This is a genomic window from Actinotignum timonense, from assembly GCF_002860685.3.
In the GTDB taxonomy this organism is placed as follows: Bacteria; Actinomycetota; Actinomycetes; order Actinomycetales; family Actinomycetaceae; genus Actinotignum; species Actinotignum timonense.
The window spans coordinates 2026637-2042295 of record NZ_CP136960.1; the positions used below are offsets into that span (position 1 = coordinate 2026637).

Genomic DNA, 15659 nt, shown 5'->3' on the forward strand with positions numbered 1-15659 from the left:
GCGCTCCCATTCCATCGGCCCGCGGGCTGATTTTTCCCTCGGAACCCAGGCTGAGCTAGGGCCGCGAGTATCGAACACGAGGCCGATGTGCTCCGCATGATGAGTCGCCAGCATAGAAGCATGACAACACTTCCCATAGAAACCAAGGATTTATCCAAAATTTATCGTGGTCAAAGTGCGCTCCATAATCTAACGCTGAGTTTCCCTCCCGGCCAGATCGTGGGTTTAGCTGGCCATAACGGTTGCGGAAAATCCACACTCATACGCCTCTTAGTTGGCCTGGAACCACCCACCCATGGACAAGCTCTCATCTTTGGGCATCCCTACCGACAACTGGACTACCCGCTTCGCTACGTGGGAACCCTCCTGGGTGGTTCGGGGGCAACTCGCTCGCGTACTGTGCGCCAGCATCTGGCATGGATCGCAGCGACCCATCACTTCGCGAGCCAGCGCATTGACGAGGTACTGCATACGGTTGGTTTGGATCGCGTGGCCACTCGAAAAGCCGGAAAGCTCTCTCTGGGCATGAATCAGCGTCTCGGTTTAGCGGCCGCGCTTCTCGGCGACCCTCCTGTGCTGCTACTAGACGAACCTTCCAATGGTCTTGACCCGCAAGGAATCGAGTTACTGGCGCAGCTGATTGCAATGTGGCGGCGTGAGGGAAAAACGGTTGTGCTCTCCAGTCATCTGTTGGATTTCCTTGCCGATACCTGTGATCGTCTGGTGGTCCTGGAACAGGGCAGCGTGGTGTACGACGGCGCAGCCACGTTGGCTCACGGCAACCTGGCATCCGGCCGATGGCCGTCCCACCCGAATACAACCGAAAAGGCTACCGGAGCCGCGAAGCACGAAGGAGACACAGATGCTTAGGTCATTTTCGCGGTTAGTGCGCGCACAATGGGTACTCTGGTGGACCTCACGATCTGTCCGAATCGCATTGTTGGCATGTTTCCTGCCTGCGGCATTGTTCTTATTCGTACAGTACAGCGACGGGAAACTCTGGCACGCCGATTATTCTCTATTCTCGCAGGCGCTCCTTATGCTCTCCCTTGCCCCCATTATTTCCGGGGTGGGATCCATCTCCGAAAACTTGGTTCCCCTGGAGCCCCACCACGCTTCCACCCGAACTCTCATCGCGGTAGCGGTGCCACGTCGTTTCGCCTGGGCGGCTGCTCATCTACTGGTAGGTTTCTTCTTTGTCGTCATCTACCTCAGCCTTGCCCTGCTTGTCGGCTTTGGCGTGGGTGCCTTCCAGTGGAGCAGCTTCAATGTACAAGCTTTATGTGGCCTCCTCATCTACTGGAATGTACTGTGCTGGTTAGCCTCCTTCCTCGCCTCAGTATTCCAATCCGGGACGATCCCTCTTCTCTTCCTCCTGCTCAATCAGTCAGTTGTTCCACTGTCGTTCCTTTTATCTCGGGTAACGCCCCTCGCCCGTTGGAGTCCGGACCTGGCTGCTTACGGCCTTATTTTGCAGGGTGATATGCTCGCCAATTCGGCTATGTCACCAGAACTTGCTGCGGATGTAGCCGCTCATTGGAGCACAAATATCTTCGTTCTGCTCGCGTGGATGATTGTCATTGCACTCGGATTTTTCTGGTCCGAACGCCGTAAGGCCGCGGCATGATTAGCTCTTTGCGTGCCCACGATAGGGCGATCTGGCACCTGCGCGGTGCGCTCATTCAGGTGGCTTCACAGGTACGAATCGGTGTCGTTCTCGGGCTGTGTGTAGTTGCCGGGAACATGATGACCGCACTGCAACTACTCCCCCGCGCCGGCGAACTTCCCGCTGGTTGTGCAGGTTTATCTACCGCCATCGCGGTCAGCATTGTTTTTGCGCAGCCCATTGCGGCTGTCCTACCGTGCGTGTTGCTAAATTTCGATGATCAACCGCGTTACCGCGATATCACTACCTTGGTTCTCCCCGCCACACCACTGACCCTGCTCGCCCGAGCCATATGCAGTGGCGTGACTGTGTGTTTGTGGGGATCGGGTCAGGCCATTGGCGCCGTGGTGATGTATAGATTTCTGGCACCGCGCGGTATAGATGCCTCAACTCTAAGTGCCACAGAGTATCGCGAGCTGTTGTTAGCCTCGCTACCTTCGGTAGGCGCGGTACTCGTGTATCTTGCCACCCTGTGCATATTCTGCGTGAGTATCTGCCTTATTTTCCGATCCCGATATTCCAGCGTGGCCGTTCTGCTCACGATTGTGGCGATTATCGCTCCGCTTGTCCAAACCCTTCTTCCCGAGGTAGGAAAGTACCTTCCCGGAATTGCCGGTATCAGTATCCTCAGGGGTGACGATTCCGGGAATATGCTTCCACCCGGAATCGGGCTTCTCGTACTGCTCTTCTCCAGCTTGCTGCTCATCGGTGTCGCCGCGTTGAAACATTGGATACCCTTACGCCGCGGACGTAGCCGCAGATAGGAACCGGTACGTTTTCGTGTCGTAGGGGCGGATTAGACTACGAAGCACCAGCACAGAAGCGCGGCGCGGGCCGCGGAAAGGATGGGAACCGTGTGGACCACGCTGCCGCTTATCGGCTTTGATACAGAAACAACCGGGGTGGATCCCCGGCGCGATCGCCTCGTCACCTGCTCGCTCGTGCGGGTGGATAGTGAGGGAACCTCGCGGCGGTATTGGCTGGCGGATCCCGGGGTGGATATTCCGGAAGCAGCCAGCCAGGTGCATGGCATTACCACGGAGCAAGCCCGCGCGGAGGGCCAGCCCATCGCGGAAGTCCTCGGTGAGATCGCGGATATTTTGGGGGCGCAACTAGCGGCCGGCCAGCCGGTGGTGGCTTTTAATGCCTCCTATGATTTCACCCTGCTCGAAAGTGAGCTGGCCCGCCACGGGCTGCCCACCCTCAACCAGCGCTTGGGCGGTGAGATTTTCCCGGTTATTGATCCCTATCTGCTGGATCGCGGGGTGGATCGCTACCGCAAGGGGAAGCGGCGCTTGGAAAACCTCGTTATGCATTACGGGGTTTTCCAGGATGATTCTTTCCACAATGCGGAAGCTGATGTGGTGGCCACGCTGCGGGTACTCGGGGCCATGTTGGAGAGATTCCCCCAGCTGCGGGAAAAGGAACTGCGGGAAATCGTGGATATTCAGATCGCGGCCGAACGCGAATTCCAAGAGTTTTTGCGCAAAGTAGGCCGCTCGGATGGCCCCAAGGAAGGCTAGCCCGTCCCGCGCAACTAGTACTCGCTAGTTACGTTGCTGGTCCGGCTGGGCGAACCCAAGCGGACAACGCATCATCCAGTATGCGCATAAACCCAGCCACGCGGGAGCCGGGCTGCGGCGTCGTACTTTGCGGTACATAGCGAAAGGCCGGGAACGCGCTCTTACGTTCCCGGCCCTCGTTACCACCCCAGCGCTGCCACGCGTGGCAGCGAGCTAAAGGAGATTATGAGTAGGAATATTTAGGACTTGAGCCCGGAGTAATTCGGGGCTTCCACGGTCATTTCCACGTCGTGGGGATGCGATTCCTTGAGGCCGGCGCCGGTCATGCGGACCATGCGGCCCTTTTCCTTGAGCTCGGCAATGGTGGAGGCACCCGAGTAGAACATGGTCTGGCCCAGGCCGCCCACCAGTTCGTAGAGCACGGAGGCCAGCGGGCCGCGGAAGGGAATCTGGCCTTCGATGCCTTCCGGAATGAGCTTCGCATCGGAGGTGACGTCGGCCTGGAAGTAGCGGTCCTTGGAGTAGGACTTCTTGCCACGCGAGCTCATCGCACCCAGGGAGCCCATGCCGCGGAAGTGCTTGTACTGCTTGCCGTTCACGAAAATGACTTCGCCGGGGGTTTCCACGCAGCCAGCAAGAAGCGAACCGAGCATCACGGTATCAGCACCGGCCACGATGGCCTTGCCGATATCACCGGACCAGTGCAGGCCGCCGTCCGCAATCAGCGGGATACCGGCCGGCTTGCAAGCGCGCGCCGCATCCACAATCGCGGTCACCTGCGGTACGCCCACGCCGGCCACCACGCGGGTGGTGCAGATGGACCCGGGGCCCACCCCGACCTTGACCGCGTCCACCCCGGCGTCGATGAGTGCCTGGGCGCCGGAGCGGGTGGCGATATTGCCACCGATAATCTCCACGCCGTCAAAACCGGAATCGGCACGCAGGCGACGAATCATATCGAGGGCGAGCTTCGCTTCCCCGTTCGCGGAATCAATCACAAGCACGTCCACGCCGGCATCGGCAAGCATCCCGGCCCGCTCCCAGGAGTCGGTCAAGTACCCAACGCCCGCGCCCACGAGAAGGCGGCCCTGGGAATCCTTGGAAGCATTGGGGTACTGCTGGGTTTTGACGAAATCTTTGACGGTGATAAGGCCGGTGAGGCGCCCATCCTCATCAATAAGGGGAAGCTTTTCAATCCGGTGGCTCTTGAGGAGCGCCCGGGCATCCGCGCGGGACACACCCGTGGGTGCGGTCACCAGCGGCATGCGGGTCATCACATCCTCGACCCGGGTGGTGGCGTACTCATCTTCCGGAACGAAACGCAAATCACGGTTGGTAATAATGCCGAGCAGGTGCTTCTGCTCATCCACAACGGGAAGGCCAGAGACCCGATACTGCCCGCACAGGGCATCAAGCTGGGCGATCGTGGCATTCGGGGCTACGGTCACCGGGTCGGTGATCATGCCGGATTCGGAACGTTTGACCTCGCGAACCTGCTGGGCCTGATCTTCCGGGGAGAGATTGCGGTGAATAATCCCAATACCGCCCTGGCGTGCCATCGCAACAGCCATATCGCGCTCCGTGACCGTATCCATAGCCGCGGAAGCCATGGGGGTTTTCAGCACAATATTGCGGGTCAGGTGGGAAGAGGTATCGACTTCGGAAGGAATAACATCAGTTGGTTGCGGAACAAGCAACACATCGTCATAGGTTAGAGCAAGAGGAGCAAAATCGTTCACGAAATCCATTTTCCCATGTTATCGCGCCAAGCTGATAACTCCAATGTGGCCGGCACGCGAAAATCGACACAGCTCGCGCGCGCATACCCAACCGGCAGGCACATATACATAAGCCCAGCTCACAGGCCCGTGACTAGCAAGTCACCCGTGTGCAACTAGCCCGCACGCCGCACGGCTCACTCATGAGCACGGCAGCATGCGGGCTAGCGATGCACAGCACTACCGGCAAATATTGCTCAGCGGCGCTGCGCCGGAATTCCTTAGCGAACCCTCCGCAGAATCCTTAGCGGACCCGGTGGACGGCCGGAGTATCGACGCCGTCGCCATTCCAGTCACCCAGGAGGTGCGTATCGGTGTGCTTCCCGAAGGAGTACACCGCGCTGGCCGGCCCGGAGCTCAAGGAGCCGGCAACGTAGTAGGCGTTACCGCGGACCACCACGATGGTGTCCTTCCCGTCCCCATCGGTATCACCGGCAAGGGCAATATCCGAGGCACGGCCGAAGGAGAAGGCGGCACCGGCAGCCCCGCCCAGGGAGTCCTGGACGAAGAAAGTATTGCCGCGCTGGACCGCTACTTCGTCACGGCCATCGCCGTTGAAATCACCAGCCAGGTAGGTATCCCCGTGGCGTCCGAAGGTGAAGACGTGGTCCGCCGCGCCGCCGCGCAGGGAATCCACCGCATAAATGGTGTTTCCGCGCACCACGGCCACGGTGTCCTTACCGTCCCCGTTCCAGTCGCCGACGAGTACCCGGTCACCGGCCTTCCCGAAAGCGAAGACCTCGGTGGCATTCCCGGCAAAGCCGTTGCTCAGGAGGAACTGGTTACCGCGCACGACGCCGAGGCTATCTACGCCATCGCCATCCCAATCCCCGTAAATGAAGCTTTCGCCAGCGCGCCCGTAGGCGGCATCAATGCTGCCAGCACCCGAGTTCCAGTTATTGGTGGCGATGAAGCGGTTACCCGTCGGAGCGCCCGGCTTCGCGGGTTGTTCCGGGGTGGGGTTCGGGGTTCCGGGCTCCGTGGGTTCCGGTTTGCCCGGTTCCGTAGGTTCCGGCTTACCAGGCTTACCCGGCTCCTCGCCCGCACCCGGATCCGGCGTCACCGCTGCGGGAGCAACGGCCACCTGGAAGGACAGATCGGTGGGCCCGGCCACCACCCGCAGCACGGAATCCGCGGGGGCATCGGCAGGCACCGTGACCTTCACGGTGGCACGGCCGGTGTTATCCAGCGAGGGCGTCACGGTGGTATCCAGCGCGCCGCTGCCCACTTCCACCCCGTTGAGGTACACGGTGACTTTCTCACCCTTGGGCTCGGTGGAGGTGTGAGCCAGCGAGGAGAAGCTCAGCTCCGCGCTTTCCCCAGCCTTGAGAGCCTCTTCCCCGGTGATACCCACCGAGGTCTGGTTATAACGCACCTGATAGCCGGGGTTGGCCTTGAGGAAAGCGTTGAACACATCGTTATCGATCAGCCCGGTATCGGCGTAATTGCTACCCTCGCCGAGCACCGTGAAACCGTCACCACCGGCCAGGATGAACTGGTTGGAGGCCACGGTATAGACCTTCTCCCCCGCCCGATCCAGTTTTTCACCGTTGATGTACACGGCCTTGACGCGCTGGCCCGGGGTGGCATCCGCGGCGGCGTCGAAAACGTAATGCATATTGTAGGAAAGCCCGAGGCGCAGCATGGGCCGGGAGGCGCCTTCCTTGTCATTCCACTGCTGTTCGAGCATGGTGTAGATCTGCGCTTCGGTCAGGTCCACAGTGGCGTAGGAATTCCCGAAAGGCTGCACTGTGTAGGACTCTTCCAGGGTGACGATGCCGTCGCCGTTGGGGTCCAGATCCGCGCGAATACCGCCCGGGTTAATAATCCCGAAATCGGCCTTCTTTTCCATGCCCTGGGAGTACTGGTAGAACGCTTCGGCGATCATATTGCCGGCCGAGGATTCGGTCCCGCGATTCGCCCCGGTATCGGTGCCGTTATTGGTGCCGCGGTTCGCGATTCCCTTAATGGTTCCGATCTGCTGGGCGCCCAATTCCTTCGCTTTCGTTTCGGCAGCCTGGTACATCGCCTCAATATCGGCGGACTTGGGGGCCTGGGCATTCTTGTAGTCAATAGCAACGTTGGCGGCGGTGGCGCTCACGAGCTTCTTAGCTGCGGCGTCGTACACAAAAGTGTAACGGCCGTACGTGCGCCCGTATTCGCCCACTTCCAGAACCGGTGCGCCCGAAGGCGTGGTCACGCTATCCACGGTGAGGTGCGTATGACCTGCGACGACGGCGTCCACATCGCTTCCGAGCGTTGCCGCTACCGCATTATTGGCATGCATGAGGGCGACGACGATATCCGCCTCGCCGTTGCTTTCGTCCCCATCCTTGAGCAGGGCAGCCTGCGCATCCACGGCCTTGACGGGATCCTTAATATCCAGGCCGGTGATCGCGGTGGGAGACACCAGGGTATTGAGCTCATCGGTCACGCCGGATACGAAAGCCACCCGTACCCCGCCCACGGTTTTCAAGGCGTAGGGGGTGATCTTTGCAGTGTCGATCCCGCCCACGCTCGCCAGGGTCCACGGGAATTCAGAGGCCGGGACGATGCGGTTTTCGAAATCCTTGACGCCCTGGTCGAATTCGTGATTGCCCGCCCCGGAGAGGTCAAGCTGCATGGCGTTGAGAATATCGAGGGTGGGCTGGTCGTTCGCGATGGAGGACACGTAGGCCGAGCCGCCCACCAGATCGCCGTTCCCCACGAAAATGGTATTCGGGTTGGCCTTGCGCAGCTCATCGATCTGGTAGTCGAGGGCAGCCGCGTTCTCGATATGGCCGTGGAAATCGGAGATCGCCGCGATATCGATAGTGACGTGGTCGGCTGGCGCGGCCTGGGCCGGCGTGGTGAGCACGCCCGCGCCCAGCACCGCGACCGCACCGAAAGCGGTCATGCGCCGCAGGGAAAATATGGTCATGGTGTTCCTTCATCCGAGGGAAATAGGACACCGTCACCATAGGAAGCGCGGGTAAACACCCGGCTAATTGAACGTGACTGGAAAGTGAGCGCGGGGTGGCGCGATTATTCGACCGTCACGGATTTGGCCAGGTTGCGCGGTTTATCAACGTCGTAGCCGCGCACCGCCGCCATCTCCGAGGCGAAAATCTGCAGGGGGATCACGGTGACGAGCGGCATCATGAGGGTGGGCGTGCCGCGGGGTGCCCAGAATACCGAGGTGGCGAAATCGCGCACGGCGTCGTCGCCCTCCTCCGCAACCACAATGGTGCGTGCCCCGCGCGAACGGACCTCTTGCAGATTCGACAGCGTTTTCGCGTGCAGCTCGGGGCGGCGCGGGGTGGGGACGATCACGAAAATCGGCAGGTTGTCGGTCACGAGCGCGATGGGGCCGTGTTTGAGTTCCCCGGCGGCGAAACCTTCGGCGTGCACGTAGGCGATTTCTTTGAGTTTGAGGGCGCCTTCCAGGGCGATGGGGAAACCGACGTGCCGGCCGAGGAAAAGCACCGAGTTTTCGCCCTTGAGTTCGCGGGCCATGGCGCGGATTTGCGGTTCTTGGGCGAGCATTTTTTCCATGCGCGCCGGCATTTTTTCGAGTTCGTCGAGGTAGCCGGTGATTTCGTCGCGGAATTTATTGCCGCGGATTTGGGCCAGGTAGAGCCCGAGCAGGTAGGACGCGGTGATCTGGGCAACGAAGGCCTTCGTGGAAGCCACCGCGATTTCGGGGCCGGCGTGGGTGTAGAGCACCGCGTCGGATTCGCGTGCGATGGTCGAACCGTAGGTATTGACGATGGCGAGGACTTTCGAGCCCTGTTCGCGCGCGTGGCGCACCGCCATAATCGTGTCCATCGTTTCCCCGGATTGCGAAATGGCGACGACGAGCGTCTTCTCCCCCACCACCGGGTCACGGTAACGGAATTCGGAGGCGAGTTCCACCTCCACCGGGATGCGGCACCAATGCTCGATGGCGTAGCGCGCCACCTGCCCGGCGTAGGACGCGGTTCCGGCGGCGATCACGATGATTTTATCGATGGTGCGCAGCACCGCTTCGCTGATGCGCATTTCGTCGAGTTGGAGGGAATCATTGACCACGCGCCCGCGCAGGGTATCGGCGACGGCGCGCGGCTGCTCGTGGATCTCTTTGTCCATGAAGGTGGTGTATCCGCCTTTGACAGCGGCCGAGGCGTCCCAATCCACCGTGAATTCCTTGCCCGCGCGCGGCGAACCGTCGAAGCCGAGGAGCCGCACGGTATCCGCGCTGATTTCCACCACGGTATCCTGCGGGACTTCCAGGGCGCGCTGGGTTTCGGAGATGAAAGCGGCCACGTCGCTACCCAGGTAGTTCTCCCCCTCGCCCAGGCCGATGACCAGCGGGGAGTTCCGCCGGGCCGCCACCACGGTATCGGGGTGATCGCGGTCGATAGCGACGAGCGTGAAGGAGCCGTCAATGATATTCGCGGTAGCGAGCATGGCGCGGAAGAGGGCGGAGCCTAAGCCGGGCTCCGTGGTGGTGGCGGTGCTGGCCGCAGCACCGGCCGCGGCGTCGTCGGAACCGGACTCCGCAACGCTCGCATCAACCGTGGCGCCATCTTGTTCAACCGCAGCATTCGCATCAACCGCGGCGAGCTGCTGGGCGAGGATATGCGCCGCGATTTCCGAATCGGTATCGGAAACGGGCGTAATGCCCGTGGCCGCGAGGCCCTCCGCGAGTTCGCGGTAGTTTTCGATAATGCCGTTGTGGACGATAGCAACCCGGCCATCAAAAGAAACGTGGGGGTGGGCATTGGTATCCGAGGGCGAACCGTGAGTCGCCCAGCGAGTGTGCCCGATAGCCACCTGCGCGGGCGGCAGCGGGGTGTCCTGCAGGGCCTGGCGCAGGTTATCGAGGCGCCCGGCGCGCTTGACCGCACGCAAGCCCTCCGGCCCGGCCACCGCCACCCCGGCCGAGTCATAGCCGCGGTATTCCAGGCGGGCTAGGCCTTCGAGCACCACCTGCAATCCGCGTTGCGTGGCGCCGGTCGAGGCGCCCGTGGTGGCTTCGTTTGTGGCGCTGGTGCCTGCCGTTTCGGCGCCGTTCGTTCTTCTCTGTTCTGCTCGCGAGCGCGGGCCCGCGTACCCAACAATTCCGCACATGGAAGTTAAAGTACTGCGCCGGCGGCTCCGAGAAAAGAGTCAACACCCGCACAGCGCGCACATTTGCGCAGGTCAGACAAATTTCGCTCACGGCCCCCGGGGTCTTTTCGAACGACGACGCAGCTACATGCCTTCCCCGCCACCACACAACCCGAGTGTATTTCACCTCACAAAAAGTTGTCAGACTTTAGGACCAAAAGGCACTTACTCCCGCCCGGCCACGCTCCTAGTATGTTCAGAACAAGAACCGGTGATCTTGTACACGAGCACGGCAACCCCTGGCCTGGGTTGCAGCGGAAGCAATGTCGCGGAAGCTCCGTGCTCAGAACTGTCAAATTCATCGAAAGCGAATAGTGGTGAAACGTTTATACCAATTTATATCTGTTGCCGGTGCGTTACTCCTTACCTTGCCGGGCGGCGGTACCCTCATCGCCCACGCATCACAGGCAGCTACCCCCATTCATAAGTACACCTTCGATACGGATCTCGCGGATTCCGCGGGGCAGCGCAATCCAGATCAGGCACAGGCGCCGCTGGTGGATGGCGTGTCCGGCACTGCCTTGCGGGTGGAGAATGGCCACGGCCTCAGCTTTTCCCAGCCGATATCGATTTCTGAAAATGACCCGTGGTCGGTGAGCTATTGGGTGCGCTCGGATGCAGCACCCCGGGAGCGCACCTCGGTGCTCATGGATAACAAGAAGGATTTTTCTTTCGATCTAAAATTGGCTGCGAACCGCCAGGCTGGATTCCATGTAGGTAAGGGCCGCGGCGATGTGCTGACCTTCAAATACGATTTTTCCGGTGGTACCTGGTATCACCTTGCGTGGACGCAATCGAAAACCGCTGGGATGACGATGTACGTCAATGGCCAGGCTGTTGATAAGAATTCCTGGACGAAGAACCATCGCGTGCTCATCCCCGCGGATGTTATTGGTGGAACTGGTTTCACCGGTGCCATTGACGAACTGGCCGTCTACAACTCCGCGCTGAGCGCTGCTGAGGTGAAAGCTCTCTACGATAAGGAACGGCCGCAGGATTCCGCGCAAGGCAATCCGGACCAGGGAAAGCCGACTCCCGGCCAGCCCGGTCAGCCCGGTCAGCCCGGTCAAGATACCCCCGGCAAGGGCGAGCCCGGCAAAAACGAACCCGCCCAGCCCCAGCTCCCCCTACGCAATACGATCCCGGAATACAAGCTCGATGATGCCAATATCAGCACGGTGATGCGCCAGCCGGGTGGAAATCGCCAGTATTTGGGGCAACCCGATCTGGTGCAAACAAAAACCGGGCGGCTGATTTCCGCGTTCCCGGCCGGGCACGGCAAGGGCCCGCTGGTCATGATGATCTCGGATGATCAGGGGAAAACGTGGACGGAAAAGACCGATACCCCGAAGTCGTGGACGGGTTCGCAGGAAACTCCTACCCTGTATTCCCTCATCCGGGAGGATGGCGCGGAGCGTCTCATGCTTATCACCGCTAATCCGGGGTGGGGTGTTGATAATGCCGGCCACCGTTACGGGTGGAATACCTCCTATTCGGATGACAATGGCGAGACGTGGAGCGAGTACACCAATTTCCACCCGGTGCGTCAGCATGATGGGAAGGATAATGCCGCGATTGTTGCCATGGCTTCCCTGGTGCAATTGCGCGACGACGCCGGCCAGCCAATCCAAAAATGGATGGGTGTCTATCACGATTACGATTTCGTCAATTACAAGACCTACCTCACTTTCGAGGACGGCGTGGAGAAGTGGTCTGATCCGGTTCCCTACCTGGCCGAACACCGCGATATCGAAAAGTCCCATCAAATGTGTGAGATCGGGATGTTCCGTTCTCCGGATGGCAAGCAGATTGTTGGTTTGGCGCGCAGCCAGTCCCATGCACATCTGCCCACGATGATCGTGTCCAAGGATGAAGGCAAGACCTGGTCGAAGCCGGTGGAGCTTCCCGGTTCCCTTGCCGGCGAGCGGCATAAGCCGGCCTATGATCCCGTCTCTGGCCGGGTGGTGGTTCCCATGCGGGAAATCCGCTATGACCTCAATGGCAATGGCCGCCACGATGGTGCCAGTGATTGGAAGGCCGGGAACTGGGTGGCCTGGGTCGGCACCTTCGATGATTTGATGCACCAGCGCCCGGGCCAGTATCGCATCCTGCTGGAGCGGGACTGGTCGAATAATCGTTACGGCGGGGATACCGGGTATACGGGTATCACCGCACTGCCCGATGGCACGTTCATCATGCACTCGTATGGCCACTGGGATAAGGACTTCTCGCATTCCTGGAAGGGAACGGCCGGGCGCGGGTACGATGTGCGCACCGATCTTGCGTATATCAAGCAAGCGAAATTTACCTTGGCCGGCCTTGAGCAATCGGCAGGTATTGCGCAGCAAGATCCAAAACCCACTCCTTCAGTAACGACGACGCCCACCGAGAAACCGGCCCCTTCGCCACAGCCCGTTCCCACGGCCACGCCCACTCCCCCGGTGAAGCCGACGCCAACGACCGAGCCGACGCCTACGGCCGAGCCGACGCCAACAGTAAAGCCAGCGCCTACTGAAAAACCGGATCCGACAGTGCAGCCAACTCCTACGGTGGCCCCAGATCCGACACCGGCGCCTACCCCGAGCACAACTAACGTTCCGGCGAAGCCGGGTAACACCGGCAATACGTTCTATCTATCCAACGATTGGGACTCCATAGCAACCCAACCCGCTTTTTCCTACGGGCGAGCCGGTGACGAAGTCCTGGCCGGGGACTGGAATGGTGATGGTCAGCAAACCTTGGCTGTCCGCCGCGGTAACCAGATCTTCATTCAGAACAGCCTCACCGGTGGAGTGGCCGATGAAGTGATTTCCTTCGGGCGCGCTGATGACACCATCGTGGTTGGTGACTGGGATGGCGACGGTAGGGATACCTTCGCGGTACGCCGCGGCAACCAGGTATTCGTCCTCAACTCGATCCGTTCGGGGGATGCCGACCAGGTATTCAGCTTCGGGCGCGACGGTGATGTGTTGCTCTCCGGTGATTTCGACGGGGATGGCAAGTCCAGCTTCGCTCTCCAGCGTGGGAATGTGTTCTTCGTGAATAACACCCTCGCGGGCGGCAAGGCTGAAACGTCCTTCTCCTACGGCAAGGCCGGTGACCAGATCTTCGTTGGTGATTGGGATGGCGATGGTAAGGATACCTTCGCGGTCCGCCGTGGTAACCAGGTGTTTGTGGCGAACTCGCTCAAGAGCGGGAACGCTGATATCACCTTGCATTATGGCCGGGCTGGTGACCAGATGCTGGTTGGTGACTGGGACGGGGATGGTGTTGATACCCCCATCGTCCGCCGCTAACACAGCACTGTTTGCAACCCGCTAACAAGTAACGCCCGCGGGATCCTGGCCCACCGGCCAGTATCCCGCCCCGGGCAAGCGAAAGGGGAGGCCCCGGAATTTCCGGGCCCTCCCCTTCCTTCATTTCAGCCGGGAAACAAAGTGTGCGCGACAGACAGTTTTCCTCTGTCGTTCTGCCTTGCCGCCGCGTGCTTGCTAAATATCCCCGTACCAGATTACTTATTCTTACCCAAATGCTCGATTCCCTTAGTGATCACAGATGCGACTGCATAGATCCCTAAACATAACATGGCCAAGTAAATCATGTCGGAGTGCCCCATCAGGCTCATAACCGCGAAAATAACGCTGAGCAAGGCGACGATGAGCTCCAAACCGACTAACGCATATTCAACTAGCTGAAGCACTGTTCTTTCACTTCCTCAATCCCAAGCAATTCAGTCCTCAATTCTACCTGTGAAGCACAAGCGCCACCGAAGAGCTGGGAGCCCAGCTACGCCGCAATTAACTGCCGAGCTAACCTCGGTCCTCTTGAGAATGTGGATCTGAGTGCGCATCAGGCTGCTCCGCGCCGTCGGGCTCGGCGCGCGGCGCAATAAAGTTCACGCGATGCGGCCGGAATTCGAAGCCGCCCGGCTTGACCGTAATAATCGGACTGGTGTCCTCCGGTAAGCCGAGCCGCTTGTGGCGCTCGGCCGCTCTGCGCCGAGCTATCTCCCGCCGCTCTATGCGGGTTTCTATAATGAGTTCTTGAAGCGCTTTCTTGGCTTTCAGGGTGGCTTCTCTCTCCTCTGCTATGGTCAAGCCGGATTTCCACTGCCGTATCCCGATCACCTCAATGATCGCGACCGCGGTAGCCAGGCCACCACAGATGAGTGCCTGCCGGGAGTTCCACGTCAGTGCCAGCGTGACAAGAAAATAGACCCCTGCGAAGAACGCAATCCGGCTCAGCGGAGGAAGCCATCCTCCCGGGTGGGGATGATGATACCTTTGCTGTTGCCACAGGTGAGGGATGGTCGAAAGGAATTCAACAGCCACGGTGCTCAGCACCACGATGAGCAGCAGTGCGAAAAAATTCACCTGATGAGGGAGGAACAACCGGCTCAGCGCCAGCGCAATCACAATACCTATTGCGGTCAGCGTGCCAACGATGAGGTGACCGCTCCACGACTGGCGGAAAGGCACCGGCGTCCAATCCGGATCCGGAGAAACACGAACCATGGTTGTCCTTTTAGCCGAAGCATTCGGCTACAACACCCTCTAAACCGAGAAGCACCTCAAGGAAACTAGCACCCTCTTCTCCGATTTCAACGAACGCGCGCTTGTCGAAAATAGCTTCCCAAATTCCTGAAATCGATCCGTACATTCGCCCTCGTTCATTCCCTGTATTCCTTTCGTTGCACCACCGTCTTTGGTGGCGAATTGCCCAGCCCGGAAACGCGGGCGGAGATCTCCATTCAGATACGCCTCCAGTTAACCAGTTATTTCTAGTACCACAACACCGTCATTTGTCGGTATTTCACACTGACGTTCGTCGGTAGAAAAGCATCGTTTCAAGACAGTAGGTTATTGGTACCGCCCAGTTTTCAGTCTTCCCCTGGGTATGAGACCTGTTCCCGATGGCGATCACGATCTGTGGAAATGCCTGTAACCAGAGGTGGCGCACCGGGTTGTGGCAGAGCCGCCGAACGCAAGGTTATGCAAAAACGTGGTGGGGCCGGCCCAAACGAGCCAGCCCCACCACGTACTACGCTGCCGCCGAATCGCGGCGCTACTAGCTACCGCAAAAACGGCGCTGCCTAGCGCTATCTAGCGCTGCCTAGGTGATGTTACTTTTCCACCACGGCGAGCACGTCACGCGCGGAGAGGATGATGAATTCATCCCCGCCGTACTTGACTTCGGTGCCACCGTAGCGGGAGTACACCACAACATCCCCCACTTTGACATCCATGGGAACGCGGTTGCCCTTGTCATCAATACGGCCCGGGCCCACCGCCAGAACGGTGCCCTCCTGGGGCTTTTCCGAAGCGGTATCGGGAACGATCAGACCGGAAGCGGTGGTCGTTTCTGCTTCAGCTTGACGGATAACAACGCGATCCTCAAGCGGCTTAATGGAGACCGACATGCGGCTCCTCCTTACTTCTCAACTCGTGCACTACAAACGCGCTCAGAACCGGGACCCGCCGTCGCGGGGGCCGGGCCCGCACTAAGCACAAGCCGTAGCATGAACTACGTCCGCTATTAAAGGTAAGCCGCACTTAGCACTCA

The 15659-nt window shown here is 59.9% G+C and carries 10 protein-coding genes; 4 read left to right on the forward strand and 6 right to left on the reverse strand.

The annotated features are described in order from the left end of the window. Positions 1 to 120: 120 nt before the first annotated feature. Both CYJ17_RS08440 and CYJ17_RS08445 read left to right on the forward strand, forming a co-directional pair. Positions 121 to 870, forward strand: coding sequence for an ABC transporter ATP-binding protein (locus CYJ17_RS08440; RefSeq protein WP_159455009.1), 750 nt, complete (start codon positions 121 to 123; stop codon positions 868 to 870). A gap of 94 nt (positions 871 to 964) precedes the next feature. After that, positions 965 to 1627 (forward strand): hypothetical protein, encoded by a 663-nt coding sequence (locus tag CYJ17_RS08445; protein ID WP_143231863.1) that lies wholly within the window; start codon positions 965 to 967, stop codon positions 1625 to 1627. 470 nt (positions 1628 to 2097) lie between these two features. On the opposite strand, the gene CYJ17_RS08450 is transcribed toward CYJ17_RS08445, so the two are convergent. Next, positions 2098 to 2394: a hypothetical protein gene (locus CYJ17_RS08450; RefSeq protein ID WP_087070560.1), complete on the reverse strand. Its 297-nt coding sequence runs from the start codon at positions 2392 to 2394 to the stop codon at positions 2098 to 2100. 117 nt (positions 2395 to 2511) lie between these two features. On the opposite strand from CYJ17_RS08450, the gene CYJ17_RS08455 reads away from it, so the two are divergent. Next, positions 2512 to 3189: an exonuclease domain-containing protein gene (locus tag CYJ17_RS08455; RefSeq protein WP_407654129.1), complete on the forward strand. Its 678-nt coding sequence runs from the start codon at positions 2512 to 2514 to the stop codon at positions 3187 to 3189. A gap of 239 nt (positions 3190 to 3428) precedes the next feature. On the opposite strand, the gene guaB is transcribed toward CYJ17_RS08455, so the two are convergent. The 3 genes from guaB to glmS all read right to left on the reverse strand — a co-directional run bounded on the left by guaB (position 3429) and on the right by glmS (position 10058). Further along, positions 3429 to 4937 carry an IMP dehydrogenase gene (guaB, locus tag CYJ17_RS08460; protein ID WP_026428247.1) on the reverse strand — a complete coding sequence of 503 codons (1509 nt, stop codon included), beginning with the start codon at positions 4935 to 4937 and terminating at the stop codon, positions 3429 to 3431. 274 nt (positions 4938 to 5211) lie between these two features. Then, positions 5212 to 7887 (reverse strand): 5'-nucleotidase C-terminal domain-containing protein, encoded by a 2676-nt coding sequence (locus tag CYJ17_RS08465; RefSeq protein ID WP_087070559.1) that lies wholly within the window; start codon positions 7885 to 7887, stop codon positions 5212 to 5214. A 104-nt stretch (positions 7888 to 7991) separates the two neighbouring features. After that, positions 7992 to 10058: a glutamine--fructose-6-phosphate transaminase (isomerizing) gene (gene glmS, locus CYJ17_RS08470; RefSeq protein ID WP_234984478.1), complete on the reverse strand. Its 2067-nt coding sequence runs from the start codon at positions 10056 to 10058 to the stop codon at positions 7992 to 7994. 353 nt (positions 10059 to 10411) lie between these two features. On the opposite strand from glmS, the gene CYJ17_RS08475 reads away from it, so the two are divergent. Then, entirely contained in the window at positions 10412 to 13393 is a 2982-nt protein-coding gene (locus CYJ17_RS08475) for a LamG-like jellyroll fold domain-containing protein (protein WP_159455008.1), read from the forward strand. A gap of 513 nt (positions 13394 to 13906) precedes the next feature. Here CYJ17_RS08475 and CYJ17_RS08480 read toward each other — a convergent pair. Together CYJ17_RS08480 and groES are read right to left on the reverse strand one after the other, a co-directional pair. Then, positions 13907 to 14611 (reverse strand): hypothetical protein, encoded by a 705-nt coding sequence (locus CYJ17_RS08480; protein ID WP_143231862.1) that lies wholly within the window; start codon positions 14609 to 14611, stop codon positions 13907 to 13909. A gap of 608 nt (positions 14612 to 15219) precedes the next feature. Continuing rightward, positions 15220 to 15516, reverse strand: coding sequence for a co-chaperone GroES (gene groES, locus CYJ17_RS08485; RefSeq protein ID WP_016443059.1), 297 nt, complete (start codon positions 15514 to 15516; stop codon positions 15220 to 15222). Positions 15517 to 15659 lie beyond the last annotated feature (143 nt).